The 25,712-nt window shown below is 47.1% G+C and carries 28 protein-coding genes and 1 riboswitch; of the genes, 20 read left to right on the top strand and 8 right to left on the bottom strand.

Annotated elements, in window-relative coordinates:
• Positions 1–86 precede the first annotated feature (86 nt).
• Both hppD and NC994_RS01290 read left to right on the top strand, forming a co-directional pair.
• Positions 87–1,208 carry a 4-hydroxyphenylpyruvate dioxygenase gene (gene hppD, locus NC994_RS01295; RefSeq protein ID WP_190436396.1) on the top strand — a complete coding sequence of 374 codons (1,122 nt, stop codon included), beginning with the start codon at positions 87–89 and terminating at the stop codon, positions 1,206–1,208.
• A gap of 79 nt (positions 1,209–1,287) precedes the next feature.
• Positions 1,288–2,016, top strand: coding sequence for an HAD family hydrolase (locus NC994_RS01290; protein ID WP_190411411.1), 729 nt, complete (start codon positions 1,288–1,290; stop codon positions 2,014–2,016).
• Positions 2,017–2,050: 34 nt separating this feature from the next.
• On the opposite strand, the gene NC994_RS01285 is transcribed toward NC994_RS01290, so the two are convergent.
• Positions 2,051–2,674 carry a CPP1-like family protein gene (locus tag NC994_RS01285; RefSeq protein ID WP_190411412.1) on the bottom strand — a complete coding sequence of 208 codons (624 nt, stop codon included), beginning with the start codon at positions 2,672–2,674 and terminating at the stop codon, positions 2,051–2,053.
• Between the two features lie 464 nt (positions 2,675–3,138).
• A complete protein-coding gene (locus NC994_RS01280; protein ID WP_190426037.1) occupies positions 3,139–3,420 on the bottom strand; it encodes a hypothetical protein in 282 nt (93 codons plus the stop codon).
• Positions 3,421–3,443: 23 nt separating this feature from the next.
• Here NC994_RS01280 and NC994_RS01275 point away from each other — a divergent pair, with 23 nt between their 5' ends.
• The gene (locus tag NC994_RS01275; protein ID WP_190411414.1) at positions 3,444–4,178 is read left to right on the top strand and encodes a response regulator transcription factor; all 735 of its coding nucleotides are present in this window, start codon (positions 3,444–3,446) and stop codon (positions 4,176–4,178) included.
• Between the two features lie 74 nt (positions 4,179–4,252).
• The gene (modA, locus tag NC994_RS01270; RefSeq protein ID WP_190436393.1) at positions 4,253–5,095 is read left to right on the top strand and encodes a molybdate ABC transporter substrate-binding protein; all 843 of its coding nucleotides are present in this window, start codon (positions 4,253–4,255) and stop codon (positions 5,093–5,095) included.
• A gap of 194 nt (positions 5,096–5,289) precedes the next feature.
• Here modA and NC994_RS01265 read toward each other — a convergent pair whose 3' ends face one another.
• Both NC994_RS01265 and psbH read right to left on the bottom strand, forming a co-directional pair.
• The gene (locus tag NC994_RS01265) at positions 5,290–5,562 is read right to left on the bottom strand and encodes a TatA/E family twin arginine-targeting protein translocase (RefSeq protein ID WP_190411416.1); all 273 of its coding nucleotides are present in this window, start codon (positions 5,560–5,562) and stop codon (positions 5,290–5,292) included.
• Positions 5,563–5,694: 132 nt separating this feature from the next.
• Positions 5,695–5,898 carry a photosystem II reaction center protein PsbH gene (gene psbH / locus NC994_RS01260; protein ID WP_190411417.1) on the bottom strand — a complete coding sequence of 68 codons (204 nt, stop codon included), beginning with the start codon at positions 5,896–5,898 and terminating at the stop codon, positions 5,695–5,697.
• A gap of 83 nt (positions 5,899–5,981) precedes the next feature.
• Here psbH and psbN point away from each other — a divergent pair, with 83 nt between their 5' ends.
• From psbN to NC994_RS01210, 10 genes are all read left to right on the top strand, one after another.
• Positions 5,982–6,113 (top strand): photosystem II reaction center protein PsbN, encoded by a 132-nt coding sequence (gene psbN / locus NC994_RS01255; protein WP_190411418.1) that lies wholly within the window; start codon positions 5,982–5,984, stop codon positions 6,111–6,113.
• 139 nt (positions 6,114–6,252) lie between these two features.
• Positions 6,253–6,408, top strand: a complete 156-nt coding sequence (locus NC994_RS01250; RefSeq protein WP_190436391.1) for a hypothetical protein — start codon at positions 6,253–6,255, stop codon at positions 6,406–6,408.
• A 149-nt stretch (positions 6,409–6,557) separates the two neighbouring features.
• Positions 6,558–6,691, top strand: a riboswitch (guanidine-I (ykkC/yxkD leader).
• A gap of 116 nt (positions 6,692–6,807) precedes the next feature.
• Positions 6,808–8,001 (top strand): agmatinase, encoded by a 1,194-nt coding sequence (gene speB / locus NC994_RS01245; protein ID WP_190411419.1) that lies wholly within the window; start codon positions 6,808–6,810, stop codon positions 7,999–8,001.
• Between the two features lie 3 nt (positions 8,002–8,004).
• Positions 8,005–8,391 carry a hydrogenase maturation nickel metallochaperone HypA gene (hypA, locus tag NC994_RS01240; RefSeq protein ID WP_199299643.1) on the top strand — a complete coding sequence of 129 codons (387 nt, stop codon included), beginning with the start codon at positions 8,005–8,007 and terminating at the stop codon, positions 8,389–8,391.
• A complete protein-coding gene (hypB, locus tag NC994_RS01235) occupies positions 8,375–9,085 on the top strand; it encodes a hydrogenase nickel incorporation protein HypB (protein WP_190436388.1) in 711 nt (236 codons plus the stop codon). The genes hypA and hypB overlap by 17 nt, the downstream gene beginning before the upstream one ends.
• A gap of 28 nt (positions 9,086–9,113) precedes the next feature.
• Positions 9,114–10,133: an ABC transporter substrate-binding protein gene (locus tag NC994_RS01230; protein WP_190436385.1), complete on the top strand. Its 1,020-nt coding sequence runs from the start codon at positions 9,114–9,116 to the stop codon at positions 10,131–10,133.
• Entirely contained in the window at positions 10,130–10,978 is an 849-nt protein-coding gene (locus NC994_RS01225; protein WP_190411422.1) for an ABC transporter permease, read from the top strand. Before NC994_RS01230 ends, NC994_RS01225 begins: the two co-directional genes overlap by 4 nt.
• Positions 10,979–11,084: 106 nt before the next feature.
• Positions 11,085–11,888 (top strand): ABC transporter ATP-binding protein, encoded by an 804-nt coding sequence (locus NC994_RS01220; RefSeq protein WP_190411423.1) that lies wholly within the window; start codon positions 11,085–11,087, stop codon positions 11,886–11,888.
• 336 nt (positions 11,889–12,224) lie between these two features.
• A complete protein-coding gene (locus NC994_RS01215) occupies positions 12,225–13,004 on the top strand; it encodes a cysteine hydrolase family protein (RefSeq protein WP_190411424.1) in 780 nt (259 codons plus the stop codon).
• A gap of 70 nt (positions 13,005–13,074) precedes the next feature.
• Positions 13,075–13,530, top strand: a complete 456-nt coding sequence (locus NC994_RS01210; RefSeq protein ID WP_190411425.1) for a cupin domain-containing protein — start codon at positions 13,075–13,077, stop codon at positions 13,528–13,530.
• Positions 13,531–13,749: 219 nt separating this feature from the next.
• Here the strand turns inward: NC994_RS01210 and NC994_RS01205 are convergent, their stop codons facing one another.
• Positions 13,750–14,586: a sulfite exporter TauE/SafE family protein gene (locus tag NC994_RS01205; protein WP_190411427.1), complete on the bottom strand. Its 837-nt coding sequence runs from the start codon at positions 14,584–14,586 to the stop codon at positions 13,750–13,752.
• A gap of 76 nt (positions 14,587–14,662) precedes the next feature.
• Entirely contained in the window at positions 14,663–15,832 is a 1,170-nt protein-coding gene (locus NC994_RS01200) for an FAD-binding oxidoreductase (RefSeq protein ID WP_190436630.1), read from the bottom strand.
• 208 nt (positions 15,833–16,040) lie between these two features.
• Here NC994_RS01200 and NC994_RS01195 point away from each other — a divergent pair, with 208 nt between their 5' ends.
• The 4 genes from NC994_RS01195 to NC994_RS01180 all read left to right on the top strand — a co-directional run bounded on the left by NC994_RS01195 (position 16,041) and on the right by NC994_RS01180 (position 19,290).
• A complete protein-coding gene (locus NC994_RS01195; RefSeq protein WP_190436382.1) occupies positions 16,041–16,562 on the top strand; it encodes a hypothetical protein in 522 nt (173 codons plus the stop codon).
• A gap of 149 nt (positions 16,563–16,711) precedes the next feature.
• Positions 16,712–17,341: a class I SAM-dependent methyltransferase gene (locus tag NC994_RS01190; protein WP_190429630.1), complete on the top strand. Its 630-nt coding sequence runs from the start codon at positions 16,712–16,714 to the stop codon at positions 17,339–17,341.
• A gap of 181 nt (positions 17,342–17,522) precedes the next feature.
• Positions 17,523–18,908 carry a DegT/DnrJ/EryC1/StrS family aminotransferase gene (locus tag NC994_RS01185; protein ID WP_190436378.1) on the top strand — a complete coding sequence of 462 codons (1,386 nt, stop codon included), beginning with the start codon at positions 17,523–17,525 and terminating at the stop codon, positions 18,906–18,908.
• 193 nt (positions 18,909–19,101) lie between these two features.
• Positions 19,102–19,290, top strand: a complete 189-nt coding sequence (locus NC994_RS01180; protein ID WP_190411487.1) for a hypothetical protein — start codon at positions 19,102–19,104, stop codon at positions 19,288–19,290.
• 320 nt (positions 19,291–19,610) lie between these two features.
• Here NC994_RS01180 and NC994_RS01175 read toward each other — a convergent pair whose 3' ends face one another.
• Positions 19,611–21,011, bottom strand: coding sequence for an AtzE family amidohydrolase (locus NC994_RS01175; RefSeq protein ID WP_190436375.1), 1,401 nt, complete (start codon positions 21,009–21,011; stop codon positions 19,611–19,613).
• Positions 21,008–21,193 (bottom strand): DUF4089 domain-containing protein, encoded by a 186-nt coding sequence (locus NC994_RS01170; RefSeq protein ID WP_190411431.1) that lies wholly within the window; start codon positions 21,191–21,193, stop codon positions 21,008–21,010. Before NC994_RS01170 ends, NC994_RS01175 begins: the two co-directional genes overlap by 4 nt.
• Positions 21,194–21,614: 421 nt before the next feature.
• On the opposite strand from NC994_RS01170, the gene NC994_RS01165 reads away from it, so the two are divergent.
• Together NC994_RS01165 and NC994_RS01160 are read left to right on the top strand one after the other, a co-directional pair.
• On the top strand, positions 21,615–24,977 hold the full coding sequence (locus NC994_RS01165) for a PAS domain S-box protein (RefSeq protein WP_190436372.1): 3,363 nt from the start codon (positions 21,615–21,617) through the stop codon (positions 24,975–24,977).
• Positions 24,978–25,047: 70 nt separating this feature from the next.
• A complete protein-coding gene (locus NC994_RS01160; protein WP_190436369.1) occupies positions 25,048–25,509 on the top strand; it encodes a response regulator in 462 nt (153 codons plus the stop codon).
• Positions 25,510–25,712 lie beyond the last annotated feature (203 nt).

Here is a 25,712-nt window from a genome sequence, read left to right as displayed (position 1 = left end):
AGGGATTCTTTCTCAAGAATGACCTGCAAATGCCAGGAAGAGGGCAAAATTTACACTCAGGTAGAGCTGCTCAGACTGGATAAACCATGAAAATTGACCATGTTCACTTCTATGTTGAAGATGCCAAAGCGTCGCGCGACTGGTTTGTGCTACTGCTGGGCTTTCAAGCAGTAGCCGCTGGGGTAAGCGACCACACTCGCACAGAAGTGGTCAAAAGCGGCTCAGTCTATTTTTTGCTATCTTCACCCCTGACATCGGCGAGTCCCGTTGCCCAGTTTCTGCACCAACATCCTCCCGGTGTTGCTGACATCGCTTTTAGCGTTCCTGATGTGGAAGCGGTGATGACGAAGGCGGTCAATGGAGGCGCTAAGGTGTTGCAACCCATCCAAGAACAACCGGGTAAGGTCTTTCTGAAGTGGGGCAAGATTGCCGCTTGGGGTTCTTTGAGCCATACCTTGATAGAAAGGCAGCCTAGGTTTGTTGAGCGCCAAGATAGAGGTTTTATTTGCACTTTTCCCCAGCTTGACTGGGATGGCGGAAAAGCCTTATGGGATGATGATTCCGAGCGGTTAGATGGCAGGAGCAACACCGGCTTCGCGTTTGGCGGCATCGATCATGTGGTGCTGAATGTGGCGGCTGGGGACTTGGATCGGGCAGTTGCTTGGTATGAAAAGACGCTAGCGTTTATACCGCAGCAGTCGTTTGCGATTCAAACCGAGCGTTCGGGACTGCACAGTAAGGTGATGCATCATCCGGATGGTTGGGTCAAGTTACCGATTAATCAACCCGCATCTGCGAATTCCCAAATTCAGGAATTTTTGGAGGTGAATCAGGGGCCAGGAGTTCAGCATATTGCTTTGCAAACGCCCAATATTGTGAATGCGATCGCTTACCTGCGTCAACGCGGTCTACCCTTCCTACAAGTCCCCCGCACCTACTACACGCAACTGCTTCACCGGCAAGGACTTCAGCTATCAGAGGCTGAAATTCAGGAAATCGCGGCGCAACAAATTTTGGTGGATTGGGAGGAAAACTCTCCCGAAGCGTTGCTACTGCAAATCTTCACTCAACCGATTTTTGAACAACCCACTTTCTTCTTTGAGTTAATTGAGCGTCGCTTACAGGCACGGGGTTTTGGGGAAGGCAACTTTCGCGCTCTTTTTGAAGCGATTGAACGAGAGCAGATGAAGCGAGGTAGCCTGTATTGAGGAACCTATCGGCAGGCAGGTAAAAAAGGGGTAATTTGTGATTAATCTTAATCATATAGATTAACCCCTGCGTCTAAAAATGTTAAGAATTATCAGTGACTTCGACGGCCCAATTATGGACGTTTCGGAGCGATATTACCAAGTTTACCAGTTTTGTTTGGAACAGACGCGGCGGGAAGACCAGTCAGTGCGTCAGATGTCTAAGGAGGAGTTTTGGGGTTTGAAGCGATCGCGCGTCCCAGAACGACAAATCGGCATCCTTTCCGGTCTCGATGAAGAGCAAGCCCAAGCATTTGCGGCACTGCGGCGTCAAACCGTGCATACCATGCCCTATCTAGTTTATGACGCCCTGGCACCCGGAGCCGTTGACGCCCTGGAAAAAGTACAGGAAGCAGGCGTCGATTTGGTCGTACTAACCATGCGCCGTCAACGAGAGTTAGATTACGCTTTCGGTCGTTACGACTTAGCGCGATTTTTCCCAGAGAATCGGTGCTACCACCTGGCAAACGACTACGTGAAGACTCGTGACATCGACGACAAACCGCTGCTGATGGAACGCGCGATCGCGGAACTTCCTCCCGCCTCTGAGGTGTGGATGATCGGGGATACCGAGGCTGATATAATTGCCGCAAAAAACCACGGCGTTAAGGTCATCGGGGTTTTGTGCGGGATACGCGATCGCGCTCAGCTTGAGCAATACCAGCCAGACTTGATCGTAAACAACCTTGGTGAAGCCGTAGATTTCGTGTTGAGTCAGCCGCTGCCTGAAGAATTAAACATAAAAAATGAAAAATTAAAAATTCTATAATTAACTCTTAATTTTTCATGTTTAATTCTTAGCTTTAGCGCAGAAAGCTACTAACCAGCCAGAGAATAATAAACGTCACCACCGTGACGAATTTATCTGGCGTCAATCCGATATTGGAAATTTGCGTCATCAGCACATTATCGAGCAGCGTTCCCAATCCAATTCCAACGAACAACCCCAGCAGCGTCAGCAGGAAAGCGCGACCAAATTTCCGCTCTTTGCGATTGACCAAAAATAAAGTTAATCCAGCCCCTAACGCCATATTCAATGGCAGCATCGAATCATTGGTGCCTGGATAGGCTGTAATGGCGCTCAATGCCAAGAACAAACCGCTAGGCCACGCCACCTCCTGTAAGCTGGGCGTATCAATCAGATTTTGCAACCAAGCTGGGGAACGGTTGACCGGCACAGGAGTAAAAGTGGGAGGAGGCGCGATCGCCCGCTCTGGGAACCGAATCCGTTCCGGAACCTTAATTTTTCCCTCTTGGCGCATCCTCAGACGTTCCATTAAAATCGCATCGTAGGCCGTCTCCATCGCTTCCAGAAGCTCCTTCTCGCCATGATGCTCTTGAAGAAGGCGCTTGCGGGTCTCCTGAATTTCCTCAAAAGTTGCGTCTTCTGACAGTCCAAGCTTTTCGTAGGGATTTTGCTCGCTCATCCAAAACCTCCCAGAGATCTATTATTTTTAGCAGTCTTCATCGACTCAATCGTTTCTGGCAATCTAGCTCCCTATCTACACTGCCAGTTCCTCAGGCTAGAAGAAAGTATCGTTAGCCAGCCGTTCTAACCTATGTAACCTAAAACTCCCTAATTCCCGTTGCGAAAAGAAGATCTCCGACCCCATGAGAGCGCGATTGGAATACTTTCACGCTGATTGGAGAAGGTGCTACGGCTCTTGAAGGATGGAATGGTCATAAATTACTACATTTGGCAAAGTATCTATACATTTCCCGTGAAGTTTTGTCATACTGGTTTTTTGTTCAAAGCCGTTCAAGTCCTTGAAATCACTGCCTAATCGCAGTTGACCCTTAGCCTTGAGTGCCTACATTCATCCTATCCTCCAAGTTAGTTTAGCTTGATCCTTGAACACAAGCACTTCTCTCGAAAGACACTTTTATTCGTTTACCAGCTAACCGTCAGATGATTTATCCGGATTCGCTCGGCAAATTTAATTTTTTTAGACAAAAAAGACTTACAACAAACCGCCAGACTGCCCATCGTGGAGACTTGACGATTACGAGATATTTTCACTAACTGGGGAGAGCGACGATAATTGTCTAAAATGCTCATTACGTCATTAAGCTTGGGAATATTAATAAGGTAAGGAAGCGATTTTTCGCCTTCCAAAGCGCTTATTTCCCCGACTCGACCTGTTTGCTTAAAATACCGCTGTCCGTTAATCATAATCCAGTTCTTAGTGGAAAGTTATGGTCCTGGCTTCCGCAACTCACAAGATTCTTGTCGTGGATGACGATCCGGCCATCCGGAATCTCATCTATCGCTTCTTAAGTCAGCAAAACTATCAAATGGAGTCTGCTGAAGACGGCAAGACCGCCCGCGCCGTGTTTGATCAATTCAACCCAAACCTGGTGATTCTGGACGTGAATTTGCCTGACGCGAATGGCTATCAACTCTGCAAAGAATTGCAAAGCCGCACCGACGTATTAGTACTGCTGCTAACGAGTCGCGCCGACGAAAACGATAAAATCCACGGCTTTTCCCAGGGTGCGGATGACTACATTACCAAGCCTTTTAGCTTGGGAGAGTTAGGCGTCCGCGTCGGGGCGCTTTTAAAGCGCCATCGGCCCCTGAAAGTCGCCGAACAGCAACGCCTCATCTTTGACAAACTGGTGATCGATCCAGTGCGTCGAGAGGTGAATCTGAGCGATCAACCAGTCCCCTTGACCGCCTTAGAATTTAATTTGTTGCATTTCTTGGCAAGTCATCCCGGTCGGGTTTGGCGTCGAGCCGAGTTAATCAAGGAAGTTTGGGCTTCTGACTACATTGGAGACCCACGGGTCGTTGACGTTCATATCGGGCAGATTCGCAAGAAGATAGAAATCGATTCTACTCAGCCTGAGTTAATTCAAACAGTTCGGGGCGTCGGTTACAAATTTGAAGTTCCTGGTAAACCCGAACTCAATGGCAAAGCGGAGCGCTGAAACGAATGGTTCAAGAACATCAAAGCCTAAAATCATAGTTTTTGCTAGGGAAAAAACGCTTGAGTTCTTTTTTGATGCCACGCAAGTGTCCGGAGAATGCCAATCGGTTCGCTATCCTACCCCCTCTCATCCTGCTAAGTCTGGTTATGAGTCTTCTGCTGGGGGCTTGCAGTGCCCCAGCTATTTCCCCAAAGGCATCTGAATCTACATCTACCACGCTGACTGTTGCTGCTGCTGCTTCGTTGAGCGAAGCTTTTACAGAGATTGCCACATCCTTTCAAGCTCACCTTCCTACCTTTACCGTTAACTTTAATTTTGCCGCTTCTGGTTTCTTGCAAAAGCAAATCGAACGGGGTGCCCCCATTGATGTATTCGCGAGTGCAGCAGCTCGACCGATAGATGCTTTAGAAACGCAGAATTTGTTGCTTCCCCAAACTCGCAAGACGTTTGCTCGTAATCAATTAGTCCTGGTGGCAACTACTGCTCAAACCCCTTGGCTGAAGAAACTATCTGACTTAAGGGATAGTCGTCTGAAACGTTTAGCAATCGGTAATCCAGCTACCGTGCCAGCGGGAGAGTACGCAAAAATAGCTCTGGAAAAAGAAAATCTTTATACCAAACTGGAAAAAGAAAAAAAGTTAGTCTTTGGTGACAATGTGCGTCAAGTTTTGACTTATGTGGAGCAGGGAAATGTTGACGCCGCCCTTGTCTATGCAACGGATGCGGCGATATCGAAGAAAGTGAAGGCGATCGCCCGAATTTCCCTTGAATCAACTCGACCTATCAGCTATTGGATAGCGGTTGTCAAGCAAAGTCAAAATTCCCAGCAGGCAAAAGAATTCATCAACTTTGTTACTAGTAACAGAGGGCAGCAGATATTGCAGAAATATGGCTTTCTACCAGTCGCTGACAATTAGCGTCTACCCCCTTTCCTGTTCTATAGCAATTCTCTATTGGATGCACTACGGTTTAACCCCACTCCTGCCCTCTCCCAGCGAACGGGGAGGGGTTCGATATCCCCTCTCGGTTCATAAAAGGGGGTTGGGGGTGAGGTTCCTGTATATTCCACTAAGAGTGAGAATCGCTATCGTGGCAACGAGAATTGCCAGTTTTAGCTGTGTTGCGATGAGCTAGTTGCGGGATTCTCTGACTTTCCGTTTGCTACTTTCTCTGAGTCAGCCTGGGGTAGTGTCTTGACAGCTTGTTCTATCTGCTCTGCTTCCTGCTTGAACTCAGTTTCAAATTCTCTGGATGCTTCCTGGAAGCCGCGAATTGCCTTGCCCATACTGCGACCAATTTCTGGCAACTTTTTGGGACCAAAAATCAAAAGAGCCACAACCATAATCAGCGCCATTTCCGGCAGACCGATGCCAAAGATATTCATAGGATTTTTCGTGCAAAAGGTTAACTTTAGTATAGAACCGACAAAAAAACCCGGTCTAGCCGGGAAAGCATCAGTGTTTTTTAATCGTGGCGTTATGTAAAGCCCAAGGACTTCGCGCCCGATCACAGTCGATTAACGCCCTAGGCTTTTCCAATCGACATCAACACCCTCAACGAGGAGTGAGGAATTGTAAAGTTGCAGAATAATCAGTAAAAAGACCAAAAATAGCACCATAAAGACGCCCATCAATGGCGTAGTGCCCCACCCCGGAGATACTTTCCCATATTCAGAGTTAAGGGGTTTGAGGACATCTCCTAACCAAGTCCGTTGTGCCATAGCTTTCCTAGGATCAATCTCGACAGAAGTTTTTAACGTTTTGTAATATTGTATAGGAACTGCTCTCATAAATTATCTCACCTATGGAACCCGCAACAGTTCTTAGCATTTCTATCGCTACCTTTCTCGTCGCCATCACTGGCTTCACCATCTACACTGCGTTCGGGCCTCCTTCTAAGGAATTGAGCGATCCGTTTGAAGATCACGAAGACTAAAGCTTTCCGACGACTGACCCGTGTAGGGCGATCCAGTGTAGGGCGATCGCTCTCAGGGGTAAGCGCAGCTACACAAGACATCGCCTGCTGGGATCTTTCTATCAATGTGTTACCTATGTAGGCGAAACGCTGGAGTGAAATGCGGGGGCAAGTTTGTCCTAATGGGGCGCTGATGATGCGCCAAGCCTGGAGTCGTTTGCATCCAGGTTTGGCTGCGGTGTCCATTACAGATTTGAGCCTTCTGGGTGGCGACCCGGCTGTAGGATGGGATGTTGTTTATCTAGGTAGCGATTAGGTAGCGATCGCTTGACTCTGGATTCCCCCCAGGGGGGAATCCGCCCAATTGTAACTTTGATTACATTCTCCCTTAAAATTTATTGATATCTATACATTTAAGCTTTCAAAGTTCATCCAACAAATATTGATAGCTATCGGGTAAAAAAAATTAATAGCTTCTAGGGTTCCGGTTTAAGTCTCAAGATTTAAACGGCTGGTCCGAGAGAAGCGAATCAGTCATAGAGTGTTTTTAGAAATTGAAACACGGACTGGTTACACGGCGGGAGAAAAGCCCGGGAGGTACATAGCAGAAGCTTATCTGTTATGGCTTACCCGGGCTATTGTTTTTGCAAGTCTTCTTTGACTTGGGAGAAAAAATAGAGCTTTTAGACTGACGAAACATCCCATTTTTCCAAACATGACTGACATAAATTCTCAAAACTCGAATTCGGATTTTCAGCCGCCGTCTACTGAAGCGAGTCGCGCCTTAGAGAAAGAAACCCATCTGCCAATGACAGGCTGGCAACAGGAGGTTGCAAAAGGGTTAGAGTTTGGATTAGAGGCAGCAGAAAGTATACGCGATCGCTCTATTTCTACCTTCTCTCGCGGCGAACTTCCCCACTACGCAGGTATTAACACCTTCCTGAAAGCACCTTATATAGAAGATGTGCGAAAAGTGGGTGAATACGATGTTGCAATTGTAGGCGTACCGCATGATTCTGGCACCACCTACCGACCTGGAACCCGGTTTGGTCCTCAAGGAATTCGGCGGATTTCGGCTTTGTATACGCCCTATAACTTTGAATTAGGCGTTGATTTGCGAGAGCAAATTACCCTGTGTGATGTTGGAGATATTTTCACAATTCCCGGAAATAACGAAAAGTCATTTGACCAAATTTCTAAAGGAATTGCTCATATCTTTAGTTCTGGTGCTTTCCCAATTATTTTGGGAGGCGATCATTCAATTGGCTATCCCACAGTGCGGGGAGTTTGTCGCCATTTAGGCGATAAAAAACTGGGGATTATTCACTTCGATCGCCACGTCGATACCCAGGAAACAGACCTCGATGAGCGCATGCACACCTGCCCTTGGTTCCATGCCACAAACATCAAAAATGCCAATCCAAAAAACCTCGTGCAATTAGGAATCGGCGGCTGGCAAGTGCCGCGTCAAGGTGTAAAAGTCTGTCGAGAACGAGCCACAAATATTCTGACAGTTACAGACATCACAGAAATGGGTTTGGATGCAGCGGTAAACTTCGCTCTAGAAAGAGCTTTAGACGGAACCGACTGCGTTTATATCAGCTTTGATATTGACTGCATTGATGCCGGTTTTGTCCCAGGAACGGGTTGGCCTGAACCAGGTGGATTATTACCCCGCGAGGCTCTTTATATGCTGGGCAAAATTGTTCAGAAAGCACCCGTTTGCGGGCTTGAGGTGGTGGAAGTATCGCCCCCTTACGACATCAGCGACATGACATCTTTGATGGCAACGCGAGTGATTTGCGACACGATGGCGCATCTAGTGCTGTCAGGACAGTTACCTCGAAAAGAAAAAGCCGCATACATTCACCCCTACGCCCAACCAGAATTAGTTGCAGAGTGGAGTTGAGCCTTGCACGAAACTGACATGACAAAGGCGCTCATTTTCACAGTAAAAGACTGGTGGGAATCCCAGACTGAGCGCCCCCAGATTACCCAGATTCACTTAATTGTTGGTAAGTTCACTTGTGTCGAACCTGTCAGTCTAAAATTTGCTTTTGAAGTACAGACTGGCAACACCTTTTTAGAAGGGGTAGAACTGGTAATTCAGGAAACACCGCTGATTGCCTTTTGTCACCGCTGCCAACAAGAATATGCACCCCAAGTTGGATTGCAATACGGCTGCCCTGAGTGTGACTCACCGATGGAGGATATTCGCTCAGGTAGAGAACTAAAAATTGACCGAATTGAGTATAGTTTTGACGAGGTACAGAAAAACGCTTATGCATCAAACATTTGACGCTGCATTGGGAATTAACTTGCTCCATGCTAATCAGAAAGGAGCCGATCATAACCGAGCGCATTTCGATGAGTGGGGGATTACTTGTTTCAATATTATGAGTAGTCCTGGGGCAGGTAAAACAGCACTGTTAGAGCGATCGCTTGCGGTTTTGACGGATGATTTAAAAATCGCCGTAATTGAAGGGGATATGACGACGGAGTTGGATGCCGACCGTTTGCGTCAATCTGGAGTCCCTGTAATTGCAATTAATACGGGGCGTTCCTGCCACTTGGATTCCAAGATGGTAGCTGGGGGAATTCATCAACTAGAACACCAATATAATCCTTCGGATTTTGATTTAGTGCTAGTTGAAAATGTCGGTAATTTAGTTTGTCCTGCTGAGTTTGAAGTAGGAGAACACGTTAAAGTTGCTTTGTTGAGCGTGACTGAAGGAGAAGATAAACCCCTCAAGTATCCGGTCATGTTTCAAGAAGCGGATTGTTTGTTAATTACCAAGATCGATTTGGCTCCTTATCTCGATATTGATATTAATCGGATTGCCGCTAACGTCCGTCAGATGAACCCTCATGTGACAATTATTGCGGTTTCTGCCAAGACAGGTGAGGGATTAGAAAATTGGTTTGATTGGGTAAAATCGCAAGTTTTAAATCAACGTTCATCTGCTGCGGCAACAGAAATGCTACTCGCCTAATGAGCCTGCTAGTAAAGAGTGAGACTCAATGAAGACCCGCCAGTTCCTTTCTCTATTCTCAGTCTTTTTGCTCAGCCTCGTCATTACGGTTAGTTGTGCTAACCCCCAGCAAACCGCTACATCCTCAAAAACTGAAACAATTCAAATGGGTTTCAGTGTCTGGCCTGGGTGGTTGCCCTGGCAGGTGGCTCAGGAAGAAAAGCTGTTTGACGCGAACAAAGTTAATGTGAATTTGAAGTGGTTTGATGGCTATTTAGATTCCATTAACGCCCTCAATGCTGGTCAGCTCAGCGCGAATACCCAAACCTTGAATGACACGATCAGCTCAGTGGCTGCTGGTTCCGATCAAGTGATTGTATTAGTTAATGACAATTCAACAGGCAACGATAAAATTATTGTTCGGGAAGGTATCAATAGTATTGCCGACCTCAAAGGGAAAAAAATCGCTGCTGAAGAAGGAACCGTCGATCATTTCTTGCTACTTCTCGGACTGAAAAAAGCGGGTTTAACCCAGGCTGATATTACTTTTCAGCCTTTAGAAACCGGCGCAGCCTCAGCTGCTTTTGTTGCGGGTCAAGTGGATGCAGTTGGAGTTTTTGCACCGTTTACCAGCAAGGCATTAGAACGTGCTGGAAGTAAAGAGTTATTCAGTTCTAAGGACTTTCCAGGAGCAATTCCCGATCATTTAACAGTCAGTCGAAAACTGATTAACGAACGTCCTCAAGACGTGCAAGCTTTGGTCAATACATGGTTCGATACCTTGGCGTTTATCCGCACCAATCCTGACAAAGCTTACGCCGCGATGGCAAAACGGGCTGGGGTCACGGTTGATGAATACAAGAAATACGAAGCCGGGACGAAAATCTTCAGCATTGAAGACAACTTGAAAGCATTTAGTCCCGGTAATGACATGACCTCTTTGAGTTACGCCGCTCAAGAAATTAGCAAATTTTTAGTTGAGGCTAAGTTAGCTAAACAGGCTCCGAATCTCACCCAAATATTTGACGATCAGTTTATCAAAGCCTACGCGGCAAAGCAAAAATCATGAACCGCTACGCTGAAGATTTGCCGGAAAATAATTCCGCTCGTCCTCGTAAAATGTTATCGCCTAGCGTCTTCTGGCGCATTGGTGAGGAGATTCCTAAAAAATTGGCATGGACTTTAATGGTTCTGTCAATTTGCATCCCGGTTGCTCTTTGGTGGATAGTCTCCAATGCTGGGATAGTCGCACCTTTATTTTTGCCGACTCCCGCTCAAGTTTGGGGCGCTTTTCAGAGGCTTTTAGCAACTGGCGATTTGCAAAAAGATATTGCCTATAGCCTGTTTCGCGTTCTGAGTGGCTTTTCTCTGGCGGCGCTGATTGCAATTCCCTTAGGGATACTGATGGGAACTTTTTCCAGCATTCGAGCGCTGATGGAACCGATTATTGGCATTGTGCGTTATATGCCAGCACCGGCTTTTATTCCCTTACTAATTTTGTATTTTGGTCTGGGAGAAGAACCAAAAATTCTGCTGATTTTCATCGGAACGCTATTTTTTAACACGCTCATGGTGATGGATGCGGTGAAGTTTGTACCGAAAGAGCTATTGGAAACTTCCTACACCTTGGGCGGTCAGCGAAAGCAAGTTTTATTGCAAGTAATTTTTCCCTTTATTCTTCCGAGTATTATCGATGCGGGTCGCGTCAATATGGCAGCTTCTTGGAACTTAGTCATCGTGTCCGAGTTGGTGGCAGCGACAGAAGGCTTGGGTCGCCGTATTAGTGTCGCCCAAAGATTTCTCAAGACCGATGAAATTTTTGCGGGACTGATTGTAATTGGCTTGATTGGTTTGACGATCGACCTTTTGTTTCGATTGTTACTGCGCGTGTCTTGTAAGTGGGCTAATGATTAAGAAAAGAAGTAAGCAGTCATTGGTTTTGAAGGATTCGTTCGGTGCTAGTGACCAATGACGATTAGAGTGGGCAACTCAATCTAAAAACTTAAAATTATCACTCATTATGCATTTGCAAGTTTCTCAACTCCATAAACAATTTCCAATTCGACGCGGTTCGCTCGTTGCTCTCAAAGATATCAATTTGCAGATTGAAGAGGGAGAATGTATCTGTGCGGTAGGTGCTTCGGGTTCTGGTAAGTCAACATTGCTACGGTTGATTGCTGGATTGGATACTCCCACGGCGGGGGAAGTTTTGGTCGATGGGGTGCGCGTGACGGGACCTGGCCCTGACCGGGGAATGGTGTTCCAAAGCTATACGCTATATCCGTGGATGACGGTTGCAGAGAACGTGGGATTTGGTTTAAAGCTGCAAGGTGTCTCCTCGGTAGAACGACGGCGACGGGTGGCTTATTATCTGGACGTGGTTGGGTTGTCTGGGTTTGCCAAGTCACTTCCAAAGGAACTTTCAGGTGGGATGAAGCAACGGGTCGCGATCGCGCGTGCTTTAGCCTCGCAACCGAAAATTTTACTGATGGATGAACCGTTTGGGGCGTTGGATGTGCAGACGAAAGAAGCGATGCAGCAATTTTTACTAGAAGTCTGGCAACGCACGCGGACAACAATATTTATGATTACTCACGATGTTGAGGAAGCAGTGTTTCTATCTCAACGCATCTATGTGCTGAGTTCGCGTCCAGGTACGGTTAAAGAAGAATTAAGTATAAAACTCCCAAGCGATCGCACTTATGACATTAAGTGCAATCCTCTGTTTCAGGATTATAAGGATCGGGTAATGGAACTCCTCCGCGCCGAGGAAGACAAAACTTTACTAAAAAGTAGCTTTCAAGAGTTACCGATGGTGGTTTAAGCAACAAGATCGTTTCATTCTAGTTCCGGAACCCCACCCCAACCCTCCTGAATAAAATTTATTCCTTATCTTCCCTCTGCTGGCGGGGAGATAGAGGGGGGTACGGAGAAGGGGAATTTTGCCTTTTGGGATTAAAAATTATTTCCGATCTTACTCTTGCTGGTGGGGAAGTGAGGAGGTTGTGCAAGTAAGCAGGAACAGGTCAATCGGGTATGCCCAAACCTTCTGTAAGTTTATAACTCGCGCATTTTCCCTTGAAGTTAAGAAATAGAAAAATTTAAGAGTCCTGGGCAGAAAAAGTAGTATTCCTCAAGATTGCCCCCTTGCACTCTCCCTATGAATCGACCCCTCCGTACCTTGGGTGTGCCGCCGAATGCTTGGGCAGTTGATGCGGAAATTGCTGATATCACGCGCCCGCCTTTAAAACCGCAAGTTGTCACCCTAGCCACAGAAACCAAGACGCTACGCCTAGATTTGGCAAAAGCCGCAATTTTGGTGATTGATATGCAGAATGATTTCTGTCATCCCGATGGCTGGCTAGCCCACATTGGCGTAGACGTGACACCCGCCCGAACTCCCATCAATCCGCTTAAAACGCTGTTGCCAGAATTGCGAACGGCAAACGTTCCGGTGATTTGGGTTAACTGGGGGAACCGTCCCGACTTACTGAATATCAGCGCCAGTGTACGCCATGTTTATAATCCCACTGGCGATGGCGTGGGTTTAGGAGATCCGTTGCCCGCGAATGGTTCGCCAGTGCTGATGGTGGGCAGTTGGGCGGCGGCGGTGGTGGATGAATTGGAACCAAACCCGGAAGATATCCGCGTCGATAAGTACCGGATGAGCGGTTTTTGGGATACACCTCTCGACAGCATCTTGCGGAACCTGGGAAAAACGACTTTGTTCTTTGCCGGAGTCAATGCAGATCAGTGCGTGATGGCAACGCTGCAAGATGCTAACTTTCTCGGCTATGACTGCATTTTGGTGAAAGATGGTACTGCTACCACATCCCCAGAGTATTGCTGGCAAGCCACCCTTTATAACGTAAAACAGTGTTTTGGTTTCGTGGCAGATTCTCAAGCTATCGTAGAAGCAATTAAGTTGGCTAACCGCTAATGCTAATCGCCAATGGTAACGAACAATTAGCCATTAGCCAAATCGCTCTCTTTTAGAGGAGAAATGCCCGATGGACTCGTCCCGTTGCATGATTCCGATCGTCAAGTCTCCCAGAGACTATCAAGCCTTTCGCATCAGTCCTGAGGATAGCAATCGGTTAGCGATTGTCTTCGATCCGGCAAGCGCTAACGTTTCATTAACTTTTTGTGTAGAAATTTTTGATATTGGTGGGAAAACTCCTCCCAATCGTCACCAAATGGCTGTGGAGATGTTTTTTGTCCTCAAGGGGCAAGGGCTAGCGACTTGCGACGGCAAAACCGTCCCGATTTGCCCTGGAGACAGCTTATTAGTACCGCCGACGGGGATTCATAAAATTGAAAATACAGGTTGCGATCGCTTGTATACGCTGTGCTTTATGGTTCCCAACGAGGACTTTGTGGAACTGATTCGCAGCGGCGTCCCCGTCGAGTTGGATGAGGAGGATTTAAGAGTTCTGAATCGTTCAGATGCGCTTGTCGCTTGCTAAAGGTTTAAGAGAAAGAAACGGTTTGTCTGCTTAGTTATTAGTTACGAGTTATTAGTGAAGGCGAGATCCCCGACTTCTCCCAGAAGTCGGGGGTCTGAACCGCTCGTATCTGATAACTAAACCAGGCTCGTTATCAATACAAATAAATTCAATAAATAGAGAAAGGTAATTATTGTAATTTAAAGTTTCAACTTATCTAAAAACAGTTTTTATATAAGCTTAAATTTTAAAATTGTTATAGTTTTGCCATGCTTGCCAAAAGACATAAATAGATAAAATCCCTAGCAAGGTGCGAAAGGCTAAACTGACGACTTCATCGGGCAATTTGGGTAGAAAGCGCGTGCTTATTTGCGCCCCCAAGAAACCACCACATCCTAAAAGAAGTCCTTCAACTAACAAAACATTGCCTCTGAAAGCGTGTCCGATAGTCGCTGATATAGCTGTAATAACGATGACACCTAAACTGGTTTGAATGGCGACTTTGATGGTTTCTCCTAAAAGTAAAATTTGCAGCGGCACCATAATTACACCGCCACCAACCCCAAATAAACCTGCGAGTATCCCAGCAGCGCTGCCAGTGGCAATTCTGGCAAAATTTGGATTGAAGAAGATGTTTGAATTTTTAGGGATGGTATCGTGGCTACCTGGAGTTTTTAGTTCCTGTTCTTCTTCCTGCTTCTTCTTGATTGTTAGCTGCTTGCGTAGTTCAACTAAGTAAATATTTAAAAGTAGCAATAATCCAAAAGCTGCTAGCAGTAAATAAGGACGGAATTGGGTAGCTAAATAAGCACCAATTTGTGCAGTGACTACAGCAGGAAATCCAATGGCAATCACTCTTTTGAAGCTGAATAACCCCATCCGCCAGTTTTGGACACTGCCAGAAATTGCCGTAATTAAAATTGCTAGGCTACTGGTGCCAACCGCTTGCACGGGTGTGTATTTCAAAGCGACTAATAAGGGGACAAGAACCGTACCACCGCCAATGCCTAAAAATCCCGCAAGAATTCCGGCAAAGAGTCCAGCGATCGCAAAAATCAATAAACTCGTGGTTGTCATAGTAAAAACGCCTGACGATTGAAGTCGCGGCTATACAAACAAAGCCTGCCTACGCAGACTAATAGGGATTGTATCGCTACAACTGTAGCGGCGATAATTGGGTGAGAACCTCGTCTTCTTGACCTGCTGCCCAACTAGCAAAATGCTTGGCTAAGGATGGCACGAATACCAAGGGATTTGAAAATCCGGAGAAGAGATAAGCACCGTCCACGTTATTGAGTGCGCCGACTAAGGGAAGGCGATCGCTACTAAACGCAACCAAGCAGTGATGCCACTTTCCGGGTAGATTCTCTAGTGCTGGTAAGATTTTACCAACCGCAGCACGAAGGTTCGCTTCACTTTGGGTCGCATCAATTTTAGCGTCGGGGTTCGCGATCGCGCGGCTAATTTGACCGATGCGTAAACTGCCATCTTTGAACTGAATCGCACCCGCATCTAGAATCGGTGGAACAGGCTCATAATCGGGTTCATCCCAGAAGCGATCGCGTTCAGGGATAGTTGCTTCCGCTTCTAGTTGAAAGCGTTTGATTTCTGCTGGCATCACCGTTGTCTGCAACTGTACATCAACGGGTGGCGTTTCGATGAGTTCGGTATGGGTGAAATACAAACGGATGGGAATCCCCGCAGCTTTGAGTAACTGCCGACTCATGGCACCGGCACAAATAACCGTTTTGGCAGCGTGGTAGGTTGCCGTTGGGGTTTTGACTCCCTGAATCTTTGAGCCTGTGCCGAGTAGTTCCACTACCCGATCGATTTGCACCTCACCCCCAGCGCGGCGAAAAGCTTGAGTGTAACCTTGAGTTATTTTTTCGGGTTCAATGTGACCGTGACGAACCGTTAAAGCAGCAGCGATCGCATCTGGATTGAGTAGCGGTTCCATCTCGCAAGCTTCTGCAACGCTGAGTAACCGAGGCGGAATTGCAAACTCAGCGTAGTTGGCAGCAACTTTCTCCGGATCGTCATCAGTACCAATGGTCAAAATTAAATCTAATTCGCGGAACTGAGTATCGGTGTCTAATTCCTCAGATAAAATGCGGTGACGCTCAATCCCCTCAGCACATAACTGTCGCGTCAACTCAGTCGTCCCTGACCAGTAGGCAATTCCACCATAACTATAGCGAGTGGCACCTTGCAGTGAGGCGTGTTGCTCTAACAAAAGAACCGAAAAGCCTTTGATTGCCAGTTCGTAAGCCAGCGCCGCGCCTGTAATGCCGCCGCCGACAACAATCCAGTCGTAAGTTTTCATCATTGCCATTGGTCATTCCTGCGTCTAATGACTATTTTCCTTCCCCGCGCACATACGCTCTGTAAAGCTCTGTAACCCTAACGAGCCTTGGTTTTGCCTGATTTCTGGAAATGCTTTTCGTCGATTTGAAGAACCAAAAAGCAGGCAGTTGAAGGGTGCTAAGTGCAGATGCCGACAACTCGTCTTCAGTTCAAAGGAAGGTTAACACATGGCATTCGGTCTTCGTATATTTAATTACAAATATGTTTCAACGCTGGCGCTACTCGGTGCAGGGGCATTTCTATTGTTGAACTCCCAAGCATGGGCGACAGCACTCACTAACAACGCTTCCGGTATTCATGTTTCTAAGACTAACGTAGGCAATACTACCCTCCAAATAGCCGCCCAACCCCAAACCGGCGTCAACCGGCGCGTACAGTTTGCACGGGGGAGAAGCTCTACTACGATTAAGGGAGCGGTGCCCCTAGGCAAAAAAGACATCTATACTTTCAGGGCACGGAAAGGTCAAACAATTATTACAGAAATAACCTGGGAAGGCGATCGCGTAGGTGCCGATAACAACGACGAAGGACTGTCTGGCTTCACCTTCGTTTGGCCTAACGGAGAAGTGATGGAACACCCACAAAATATTTATTTCGAGGCAACATCAACAGGCGATTATCGGGTTGTGGTTGCACAGCCTTATAAGCTGACCAATTCCAGATACACATTTAAGTTGACGATTGAATAAGGAATCGGGCTTAAATAACGTATAAAGTTCGTGTTCCCTAGGGATATGGTATTGCCATGCCCCTAGGGTATTTTTATAGCCGCCCAGCACAGCCACTCAGCACTCGGTCAGCAGCTAGTAGATAATAAGAAATTTCTATGGAGTTACAAATGCAAAGCTGTCCCTGTTGCTGGAATAAGCGCTTATTTGCGTGGTTGCTATCCAAAGGCAACGCTGGATATGAAAAACTGGTAAGCGATCGCAAGCGCGATCTATTTTCTGACTTGCACGGCGATGTGTTGGAAATTGGCCCAGGAACGGGTGCTAACTTCCCTTATTATCCAAAAGACATTCGCTGGATTGGAATCGAGCCGAACCCGTATATGCATCCTTATCTGCGAAAAGAAGCCGAACGAAATGGCTTAAACAATCCCGATATCCGCAGTATTAGCGCCCAACGACTGGAAGCTGAAGATAACAGTATCGATGCAGTCGTTAGTACCCTTGTCTTGTGTTCGGTGCCGGATTTAACGGCAACTTTCCATGAAATCTTGCGAGTTCTCAAACCCGGCGGGCGCTTCTTGTTTCTCGAACACGTCGCCGCACCCCAAGGTACTTTCTTGCGACGGGTACAGGAGGGAGTGCGTCCAGGGTGGAAATTTCTTGCCGATGGTTGCAACCCAGACCGAGAAACTTGGGTAGCATTGGAAAACGCTGGTTTTGACCGCCTCAATTACGAGAAGTTTGAGATCGATTTCCCCATTGTTAGCCCTCAAATCGCCGGTGTCGCGACCAAGTAGCAGGATTGTTTGGGAAAGTAATTGAAGTGCTTGGAGTGCGCTCTTTGTGTAGCCCCAAGTCCGCCTTAAACTCAAGTTCAAGGCTCATCGCTCAAGTCCATTGAAATAAACTAAAATTCTTAGGCAGTCTTCTCTTAGAAGACTTGATTCTGTTAGCCAGGAATTAAGCTCCGGGCGGGTAATGCGACTGGTGAAAGATGTGACAACCAACTTATCGTTAGCGTCGAGCTTAAAGTCGCCTGTAACAAGGTTGAAAGTTTATCCTAGATTGCATCTGCATATTAGCTTTGCCGACCTTATAGCAAGTCTTTTTTCCTTTCTTTACTTCCCAAACAGAGAGCAAATCATCCGAGAAATTCAACTTGATTGGCTGGGGCGAGAACTTTTAGAAACACAATACGATCGCGTCAAAATTCTTTCTAAGCCTGGGTGTAAGAGTGGATGGGACGAGCAAATTGATGAATGTAGCAAGGTTCTAGTTACACTTTCAGTTAGAACAGCTCTCGATCTGCTGCTACAGTCATTAAACCTTCCTGCTGGGTCGGAAGTGTTGATGAGTGGTGTCAATATTCGGGATATGGTTGATGTGGTGAAACGGTATGGGTTAGTGCCGATACCCGTTGATATTTCCTTAGATACGCTTGCACCCGATCTGAAATTATTGGAATCTCTGATTTCGGAAAAAAGTAAAGTTTTGATTGTGGCACATTTATTCGGCTCAATTATCAATCTGGAGCCTTATGGCGAACTGTGCAAGAAACACCAGATTTTCTTAGTAGAGGATTGTGCCCAAGCTTTTGCCGGTGACAAATATCACGGTTATCAGGACGCAGATGTAAGTTTATTTAGTTTTGGCCCGATCAAGTCCTGCACGGCACTTGGGGGAGCGATCGCTATCATTCAGGAGCGATCGCTTGCTCAACAAATGAGAGAGATCGAGCAACAATATCCCTCCAAGAGCGAGCCTTGGTTTTTTAAACGTATCCTTAAGTATTTTTGCTTAAAGCTTTTTTCCATTCCTTGGATATATTACCCTCTACTGGTTTTTTTTAAATCCTTGGGAAAGAATCTCGACTCCGCGATCAACTCAATGACACGGGGGTTTTCTCAAGGAGATATTCTGGCAAAAATTAGGTATCGTCCTCCGACTCGGATGCTGGTTCTTTTAAAACGGAGATTAAGAACCTGCGATACCCAATGGTTTGAAAGACGGTCAAAAAATGCCCGCAAATTTCTGTCTCTTCTCAAACCCGAAATTCCTTGCCCCGGAAGCAAAGCTGAGTACAACTCGTTTTGGGTTGTTCCCATACTGGTTTCAAATCCCCCATCGGTGATGGAAAAGCTTAGAGAGCAAGGTTTTGACGCCACTCAAGGAAATACCAGTTTGACCTTTATAGATATAGATATAGATAACGCTTCGTCAGGTGACAAACCAGCGACTGAAGGAGCTGGGAATGCACAACGGCTGATCCAGCATGTGCTTTACCTGCCGGTGTCTGAATCTTTACCGGAAAATGACCTAGTGTGTCTTGCACAATTAATCAATTCCATGAAGTGTGCCCCATGACAGCAAAAATGTCAGGGCGACTAGGCGGACTGAATACGCACATATCCCCAAGCTTGAGGCGGTGGGACTAAATTCGCATGCATCAGGATGCTCCTCCCAAAGCATGATTTTTATTATGAAATTGAAATTCTGTCAAGATAATTAAAAAAGATGTTATATTAGTTTACATAGGTTCACACGAGGTTACACATTCATGCGATACACCAATAAAGAAGGGAATACCCTAACCCTCGATGAGTGTATGACTGCCGACAGCTTCTTTATGGAGGCTGATGTGTATGTCGGCGAACCACTAGAGATGCATTTCGACGAAAAACAAGAGCTAAAAGCAGGCAAGAAACCGAAGAAAGCAGTAGCAGCCAATCCAAGCGATCGCACATAAACCGCTCCCTACGAAGGTGTAATGGCTTTACTGTTGCAGAAACTTCAAAAATTCAAGAATTGTGGAAGTGTTACAGAGTGGTTGTTAGAGCGATTGACACCCATAGCAAGATCGGGGGTTTGAAAAAGCTCAACACGGCTAAAACACTTTCCTAAACCGGATATCTCTTCTCTAGACATTAACCTCGGCATACACAACCGAGGTTTTTTCTTGGGATACCATTTAACTTTTGGGCAACGATAGATCAGAAACCCCCGTACCCCGACGTTATCAGGGATGGGATTTCTAAAAACTGAATCTCGATAACGAGATGTATCGGGTTAAGCGCGATCGCTATTAGCAATCGGCGCTGAAATAATACCCTGTGCCTCCAGTACCGCCGCCACCCGGAGAATCAGCGTCTCGTTGTAAGGCGCGGCGATGATTTGCACTCCTAAAGGCATGGCATCGGGGCGATGTATGGGGACAGAGAGAACCGGCAAACCAATAAAAGATAGCGGTTGCGTGAAGAGTCCTAGGTGGGGACGGACTAGCACCTCCTCGCCAGCGATCGCCATTTTTTCTTGTCCAATCGGAGGGGCAATGCAGGGAGTGGTTGGGGCGAGAATGATATCAACCTCGCTGAAGATTTCCCGAACGCGATCGCGGTACCATTGCCGAAATCTTTGCGCCTGAATGTACCAGCTTGCCGGAATCAGGGCACCGGCTAGAAAGCGATCGCGGGTTGCCGGATCGAAATCTTGAGGACGCGATCGCAAGGAAGCTAAATGCAGATTCGACCCTTCACTCGCCGTAATCACATACGCCGCCGCCCTTGCCCGATGGGGTTCCGGAATCGTGACCGTTTCTTGCACGCCTAACGCCCGCGCAACATTGGCAACTGCTTCCAACGCTTCTGGTTCTGCACCTTGGGCAAAATAAACATCCGCTACGGCAATTCGCAACCCCTCAATGCTCCGTTTGAGGTGCGGTAAGCACAGTTCTGGGGGGCGAGTTGTACAAACCGGATCTCTGGCATCTGCCCCTTGCAAGACATCAAAAACGGCAGCCAAATCGCGTACAGAACGTGCAAACGGCCCAATATGATCGAAGCTACTCGAAAACAATCCCGCGCCTGCTCTTGACAACCGCCCATAGGTCGGCTTGAAGCCGAAAACTCCGCAAAATGCCGCAGGAACGCGGATCGAGCCGTTCGTATCCGAACCCAGCGTCAGCGGCACTAACCCAGATGCCACAGCCGCCGCAGAACCTCCAGAAGAACCTCCGGTAACGCGAGTCAGGTCGTGGGGGTTTGCTGATGTACCGTAGTGGCTGTTTTCGGTGACAAAGCCGTAAGCGTACTCATCCATATTCAGCGCCCCGACTAGAACGGCACCGGCTTGTTTGAGTTTGGCGACAGCGGTGGCGTCTTGGGTGGCGGGAGGATTTTCGGCGTTAATTTTTGCGCCCGCGAGGGTGGTTAAACCCGCGATATCGAAGAGATTTTTAACCGCGAAAGGCACCCCTGCCAAAACACCCGGATCGTCGCCTCGGGCGATCGCGCGATCGATGGTTTCGGCGTCTGCAATTGCCGTCTCAGCCGTAACAGCTGTAAAACAGTTCAGCGTCTGATTCTGGTCGGCAATTCTCGCCAAGGTAGCAGCAACGACGGCTTTTGCTGAAACTTCAGAATTCCGCACGGCATAGGCAATTTGAGTAGCGTCAGGATAGGCTTGGCTCATGGTTGAAACACGGGTGCGGCTTCGATTTCATCGGGCAGAGGAAACTCGTTGACGAGTTGCGCGATCGCGGCAATTTTACTCAGATTCTCCACCACACCTGGATGGTGTTCTGGAGCCAGTGGCAAATCAATTAATTTTGCCATCAAATTGACATATTCTTCAGCGATGTCGTCAGTGGTCATTGCGGAAAAGAGAATGGCTAATGGTGCGGATTACTTGGGCAGATCCCCGATTAGTTCGATGAAAGCAGACTAACTTTCACGGAGGGTTTGCATAAGTTTATTCAGATGCGAACTCTATGCGCCAAGTATTTTTTTGTTTTCATGTCGTTTTTATCAACTGAGTTTAATTTAAATTTTATGAATAAATTTCCAGAGCGATCGCATTGAATGAACGAGATTCGCGTGAATTTAGACACTAAAACCCAAAGATACCGGGAAAAAGTGGCGAGTTGCGATTTTGAGTGCGATCGCTGCTAATCATTACGAATCATAACAACTCAATAAATAATCCATAAGGTGAATGCCAAAAAATTGTCATCTACCTTAGGGTTAAAAAAGCCTTGGTGATAGGTGCGCTTTGGATTTCGATCTTGAAAGGTTCATGCTGAAAGTAACACGCTCCCAACTCTTGAGCTATGGCGTGGTTGTATTGAGTGTGGTGGTAGCTCTGCTACTGACACTCCTGTTACAGCCACTGATGGGACCGCTCATTTTCCCCTTCTTTTATGCAGCAGTGTCGATTAGTGCCTGGTATGGTGGCATGGTTCCGGGGCTGCTAGCTGCAATTTTATCGGCTTTAGTTACCAATTTCCTCTTCTTAGGGCCGCTCTATTCTTTAAACGTTGCCAGCACGAGCCTTGTAGTGCGACTGGGTGTATTTATTCTTGTGACGTTCCTGATCAGCTCGCTGAACTCAGAACTACACACTGCAAAACAGCGGCTAGAGACGAGTCTGCTGAAGCTACAGGCAAGTGAGAAGCGCTATCGTCGCCTCATCGATACTGCCAACGAAGGCATTTGGACAATCGATACCCAAGGACAGACAGACTACGTCAACCAGCGGATGGCGCAAATGCTGGGATATAGCGTGGAGGAAATGCGCGATCTCTCAATTTTCGACTTTGTGGATGAAGCATCGCGCGGAGAGGCACTGCAAAAAATACCACAACCCAACCCAGGCATCACCGCTCAATATGACTGGCAATTTCGCCGTAAAGACGGCTCGAATCTCTGGGCAATTGTATGCACCAGTCCAATTTTCAGCGACATAGGAGAATTCCTCGGCACCCTTGCCATGATTACCGATGTCAGCGATCGCAAGCAAGCAGAGTTTGTCCTACAGGAGTCCACCCGTCGCGTTACGAACATCCTAGAGAGCATCACTGATGCGTTTGTCGCCTTGGATCGTCAGTGGCGGATCGCTTATGTAAACCAAGAAACGGCGAGGCTCAACGGGCAAAAGCCGGAGGAAATCGTTGGGAAAACTCACTGGGAGCAATGGCCTTGGTCAGTAGGGACGAAAGTTGAGAGAGAATATCGACGGGCAATTGCCGAGCAGGTGGCTGTCCATTTCGAGGTGTTCTACGAGCCATTAAGCATCTGGTTGGAGATCCATGCTTATCCTTCCGAAGATGGGCTGGGCATTTATTACCGGGACATCACCGAACGCAAGCAAGCGCAGGAGACGCTGGAAAAAAAAGAAAATGAACTCCGCCTGATTACAAATGCCTTGCCAGCCCTGATTGCCTATATCGATTCGGAACAGCACTATCGCTTTCACAACAAAGCCTATGAAGAATGGTTCGGGGATTCTGGCACGCAAGTGAATGGAAAGCACACTCGGGAGGTTCTAGGCGAAGCCGCTTATGAAGCGACTCGTCCGTATATTGAGACAGTCTTGTCAGGAAAACAAGTTACTTACGAAACCAAACTCCCGTATAAAGATGGTGGTACCCGCTACATCAGTGCCACTTACATTCCCCAGTTTGACAATCTTGGGCAAGTTGAAGGATTTGTCGGCTTAGTCAGCGATATTAGCGATCGCAAAGCGGCTGAGGAAGCGTTGCGTCGCTCAGAAGAGCGCTTCCGACGGCTGTTCGACTCCAACCTGAGCGGAATTGCCTTCTGGAACGTGGATGGTTTCATCACCGAAGCCAATGACGCCTATCTTCGCCTGGTTGGCTATACCCGCGAAGAATTTACCGAAGTAGGAAAAATCAGTTGGAGATACCTGACGCCCCCAGAATACAAGCACTTGGATGAGCGAGCGATCGCAGAGGTTCTAGCAACGGGAGTTTCCAATATTTACGAGAAAGAGTACGTCCAACGGGACGGCAAGCGAGTGCCGATTGTTCTGGGGATTGCCTTGCTCAACGACTCTCAGCAAGACGGTGTGGCTTTCGTACTGGATATTAGCGATCGCAAACAAGTAGAGGCAGAACGCGCTGTGCTTTTATCCTTAGAGCAAATCGCCCGTGCGGAAGCAGAAGCCGCTAGAGAGCAAGTCTCCAATATTCTCGAAAGCATCACCGACGGCTTTCTCGCCTTCGACCGCGAGTGGCGTTTCACCTACGTCAACCGCGAGGGAGCCAGAACTTTGGGTCGTTCCCCGGAAGAACTTCTGGGCAAGAACTTCTGGGAAGAGTTGCCAGAAGTTGTCAACACCCGCTTCGATCAGATGTACCGGCGGGTAATTGCCGAGCAAGTGCCTCTGGAACTGGAAGACTATTACCCACCATTCGACGCTTGGTTTGTCGTCCGCGCTTACCCTACGGAAACCGGAGGACTATCGCTATACTTCCGCAATATTAGCGATCGCAAGCACGCTGAAGCCGCATTAATCGAAAGTGAGGAACGCTTTCGCCTAATGGCAGATACGGCTCCCGTCTTGATTTGGATGTCTGGTTTAGACAAGCTCTATTACTACTTCAATAAACCTTGGCTAAACTTTACTGGCAGGACTTTGGAACAAGAGATGGGCAACGGTTGGATAGAAGGAGTCCATCCCGACGATCTCCAGTTTTTAGATACTTATGTAAATGCCTTTGATGCTCGTCAAGATTTCAAAATGGAATATCGTCTCAGACGCTTTGATGGCGAGTACCGATGGCTTCTAGAGATTGGGATTCCCCGATTTACACCGGATGGCAGTTTTCTGGGTTATATCGGCTCGTGTATCGACATTAGCGATCGCAAAGAAGCTGAAGCATCGATTCGACAACTCAATGAAAAGTTAGAAAAACGGGTCCAAGAACGGACTGCTCAACTAGAAGCTGCTAATAAAGAACTTGAATCTTTCTCCTACTCGGTTTCCCATGACTTGCGGGCACCACTTCGCCATATTAGCGGTTTCGTGGACTTGCTCCTAAAACGGCTAGGGTCAACAACCCTCGATGAAACCAGTCTGCGTTATCTCAAAACGATTGCCCAGACCACTAAACAAGCCGGAGTTCTCGTCGATGAACTGCTCGCCTTTTCCCGCATGGGGCGCACTGAGATGCGCTATGCATCGATTAATATGGATCGGCTGGTTCGAGAAGTCCAACGCGATCTAGAGCCGGAAATCAATAACCGGGCGGTAACTTGGCAACTTGAAAACTTACCTGAAGTCCAAGGCGACCCTTCCATGTTACGGCTGGTACTCCAGAATCTGATGGCGAATGCTATTAAGTACACGCAGACACGCACCCATGCCGAAATAGAAATTGGCAGCACTGACAATGAGTCTGAGGTTGTCTTTTTTATTCGTGATAATGGCGTAGGATTCGATATGCAGTACGTACACAAACTTTTTGGCGTATTTCAGCGCCTGCACAGCCAACAAGAGTTCGAGGGGACTGGCATTGGATTGGCGAACGTCCAGCGAATTATCCATCGTCATGGCGGTCGAACCTGGGCAGAGAGTGCGGTAGAGGGTGGAGCAACTTTCTACTTCTCATTGCCAAAATTGGCAGGAAAAACATGAAAATTAAAAAGGCAAAATTAAAAATTAAGAACAATAAATTTTTTAATTTTTAATTGATACAGGGGGATGAATGAAAGAATTGAAACGAATTTTGCTAGTTGAAGATAGTCCCAACGATGTTGAGTTAACACTCGCAGCGCTAGAGGAAAACCATCTAGCGAATGAAGTGGTGGTCGTGCGCGACGGGGAGGAAGCGCTAGATTATCTCTATCGACGGGGGATTTTTAAGCTGCGGATTGAAGGGAATCCGGTCGTGGTACTGCTAGATCTAAAATTACCCAAAGTGGATGGGCTGGAAGTGCTAGCACAGTTGAAGTCTGACCCTACGATGAAAGTAATCCCAATCGTCATGCTGACTTCTTCACGGGAAGAGCAAGATCTGATTAGGAGTTACGATTTAGGGGTGAATGCTTATGTTGTGAAGCCGGTTGATTTTCATGAATTTGTGAACGCAATCAAGGAAATCGGGCTTTTTTGGGCAGTCGTCAATCAGCCACCACCTGGTTCTTTACCCATTGCCTGTACTGTCTAAGCAGGTAGAAGAAATTAAGCATTCATGATGGAGTTTATTCATGAAAACAAGGGATTATAAACGAAAAATTTTTAAGTTATGAGTTTTAAATTTGGAATCAAAAAAAAATCTAATCACTCAAAATCAAAACTTTCGTTTTCAGCTTTAAGCAGTAATGTTGATTTCCACGGTTGCGCTGAATAATCAAAAAAAGGTTTGAGTCC

It is taken from the genome of Trichocoleus sp. AS-A1, from assembly GCF_039962015.1.
Taxonomy (GTDB): domain Bacteria; phylum Cyanobacteriota; class Cyanobacteriia; order Cyanobacteriales; family FACHB-T130; genus FACHB-T130.
The sequence above is the reverse complement of the archived record's forward strand: the minus strand, read 5'-3'. Positions and strand labels throughout refer to the sequence as shown.

Excerpts from the sequence above, each read along its gene's own strand:
- hppD (WP_190436396.1), top strand. The coding sequence starts at position 87 with ATGAAAATTGACCATGTTCACTTCTATGTTGAAGATGCCAAAGCGTCG.
- hypB (WP_190436388.1), top strand. The coding sequence starts at position 8,375 with ATGCATCAAACATTTGACGCTGCATTGGGAATTAACTTGCTCCATGCT.
- NC994_RS01185 (WP_190436378.1), top strand. The coding sequence starts at position 17,523 with ATGCGACTGGTGAAAGATGTGACAACCAACTTATCGTTAGCGTCGAGC.
- NC994_RS01195 (WP_190436382.1), top strand. The coding sequence starts at position 16,041 with ATGGCATTCGGTCTTCGTATATTTAATTACAAATATGTTTCAACGCTG.
- psbN (WP_190411418.1), top strand. The coding sequence starts at position 5,982 with ATGGAACCCGCAACAGTTCTTAGCATTTCTATCGCTACCTTTCTCGTC.
- NC994_RS01180 (WP_190411487.1), top strand. The coding sequence starts at position 19,102 with ATGCGATACACCAATAAAGAAGGGAATACCCTAACCCTCGATGAGTGT.
- NC994_RS01280 (WP_190426037.1), bottom strand. The coding sequence starts at position 3,420 with ATGATTAACGGACAGCGGTATTTTAAGCAAACAGGTCGAGTCGGGGAA.
- NC994_RS01275 (WP_190411414.1), top strand. The coding sequence starts at position 3,444 with ATGGTCCTGGCTTCCGCAACTCACAAGATTCTTGTCGTGGATGACGAT.
- NC994_RS01210 (WP_190411425.1), top strand. The coding sequence starts at position 13,075 with ATGGACTCGTCCCGTTGCATGATTCCGATCGTCAAGTCTCCCAGAGAC.
- NC994_RS01290 (WP_190411411.1), top strand. The coding sequence starts at position 1,288 with ATGTTAAGAATTATCAGTGACTTCGACGGCCCAATTATGGACGTTTCG.
- NC994_RS01285 (WP_190411412.1), bottom strand. The coding sequence starts at position 2,674 with ATGAGCGAGCAAAATCCCTACGAAAAGCTTGGACTGTCAGAAGACGCA.
- modA (WP_190436393.1), top strand. The coding sequence starts at position 4,253 with ATGCCACGCAAGTGTCCGGAGAATGCCAATCGGTTCGCTATCCTACCC.
- NC994_RS01220 (WP_190411423.1), top strand. The coding sequence starts at position 11,085 with ATGCATTTGCAAGTTTCTCAACTCCATAAACAATTTCCAATTCGACGC.
- NC994_RS01215 (WP_190411424.1), top strand. The coding sequence starts at position 12,225 with ATGAATCGACCCCTCCGTACCTTGGGTGTGCCGCCGAATGCTTGGGCA.
- NC994_RS01175 (WP_190436375.1), bottom strand. The coding sequence starts at position 21,011 with ATGAGCCAAGCCTATCCTGACGCTACTCAAATTGCCTATGCCGTGCGG.
- NC994_RS01160 (WP_190436369.1), top strand. The coding sequence starts at position 25,048 with ATGAAAGAATTGAAACGAATTTTGCTAGTTGAAGATAGTCCCAACGAT.
- NC994_RS01250 (WP_190436391.1), top strand. The coding sequence starts at position 6,253 with ATGCGGGGGCAAGTTTGTCCTAATGGGGCGCTGATGATGCGCCAAGCC.
- NC994_RS01205 (WP_190411427.1), bottom strand. The coding sequence starts at position 14,586 with ATGACAACCACGAGTTTATTGATTTTTGCGATCGCTGGACTCTTTGCC.
- speB (WP_190411419.1), top strand. The coding sequence starts at position 6,808 with ATGACTGACATAAATTCTCAAAACTCGAATTCGGATTTTCAGCCGCCG.
- psbH (WP_190411417.1), bottom strand. The coding sequence starts at position 5,898 with ATGGCACAACGGACTTGGTTAGGAGATGTCCTCAAACCCCTTAACTCT.
- NC994_RS01200 (WP_190436630.1), bottom strand. The coding sequence starts at position 15,832 with ATGAAAACTTACGACTGGATTGTTGTCGGCGGCGGCATTACAGGCGCG.
- NC994_RS01190 (WP_190429630.1), top strand. The coding sequence starts at position 16,712 with ATGCAAAGCTGTCCCTGTTGCTGGAATAAGCGCTTATTTGCGTGGTTG.
- NC994_RS01165 (WP_190436372.1), top strand. The coding sequence starts at position 21,615 with ATGCTGAAAGTAACACGCTCCCAACTCTTGAGCTATGGCGTGGTTGTA.
- NC994_RS01230 (WP_190436385.1), top strand. The coding sequence starts at position 9,114 with ATGAAGACCCGCCAGTTCCTTTCTCTATTCTCAGTCTTTTTGCTCAGC.
- NC994_RS01225 (WP_190411422.1), top strand. The coding sequence starts at position 10,130 with ATGAACCGCTACGCTGAAGATTTGCCGGAAAATAATTCCGCTCGTCCT.
- NC994_RS01170 (WP_190411431.1), bottom strand. The coding sequence starts at position 21,193 with ATGACCACTGACGACATCGCTGAAGAATATGTCAATTTGATGGCAAAA.
- NC994_RS01265 (WP_190411416.1), bottom strand. The coding sequence starts at position 5,562 with ATGAATATCTTTGGCATCGGTCTGCCGGAAATGGCGCTGATTATGGTT.